At 43.3% G+C, this 1,118-nt stretch carries 1 protein-coding gene; it reads left to right on the top strand.

The window, feature by feature from the left end; translation table 11 throughout:
• Window positions 1-1,118, top strand: a 1,118-nt coding sequence (locus FTT94_RS16445; protein ID WP_257231476.1) for an FAD-binding oxidoreductase, incomplete at its 5' end; no start/stop codon positions are given.

Consider the following 1,118-nt stretch of genomic DNA (forward strand, 5'->3'; position numbering starts at 1 on the left):
TTCATAACCCTAATATTCTTGAAGATAGCCAGAGTCATGACAACATGGCTGCTACATCCGATACTGGAAGTGAAGCAAATCATTCTGACTGCAATACCATCACGCATAAAGTTACCTTGAACTTTTCAGATGGTGTAACCAAAGAATTTCAAGTTCAGCCCAATACTAGCATCCTTGATGCTGCCCTAGAAAACGATATCCCATTGTTATATCAATGTCGTTCAGGTAGTTGTTCCAGCTGTATTTGTAGCTTAAAAGATGGTCATGCAAGTACGCTTGACGGTAAAAGTTCAACACTGCTTTCAAGTGAATACAATCTAGGCAGCCGTCTATTATGTATTTCAAAAGCCGATGCAGATTGTAGCTTTGATTTGGATTATAGCAGTGACATTGGCGCGATCAGTGCACAAGAAGTCAAAGCCTTTATCAACTCCATCGAACATCTAGGTGCAAATGCAGTACGGTTAAAATTAGAGTTAGCAGAAGGCTATCATCTGCAATTTCGCCCAGGTCAATTTATGCAGATCAGCATTCCTGGCATTGGAGCAGTGCGCAGTTACTCCCCATCAAGTATCAACCAAACAGTTCCTGAGCTTGAGTTTCTCATCCGTCTAATCCCGGGTGGGCAGATGTCCACGTATTTGACAGAACATGCCAAGATCGATGATGTATTAACGCTATCAGGTCCCTACGGCTCATTTTTCTTGAGGGAAGAACATAAGCAGGCCAAGCATATCTTTATTGCTGGAGGTACCGGTTTAGCCCCGATTTTATCAATCATCGATACCTTACGTCACGGTAGGGGTGTCAAACCTAAAATGCTACTCAATTTCGGCTGTGCCGTTCCTGAAGCGCTATTTTGCCTAGATGACATTGCGTTAAGAAGCCAGTGGTTACCGACTTTAGAAGCAAGAATCTGTGTAGATCGAGGAGCCCAAGAGGGCCATCATGCCGGAAGTCCGGTGAGTGCCTTGAGTGAAGCTGATATAACTGATTCCAACACAGTTGCTTATCTTTGCGGTCCACAGCCGATGATTAATGCTGCAACTACTCGTTTATTAGAGTTAGGGGTTAAAGCGGAGAATATTTTCGCTGAGCAATTCGTTGCTAGTAATTAA

It is taken from the genome of Acinetobacter sp. YH12027 (genome assembly GCF_013420085.1).
GTDB lineage: Bacteria > Pseudomonadota > Gammaproteobacteria > Pseudomonadales > Moraxellaceae > Acinetobacter > Acinetobacter amyesii.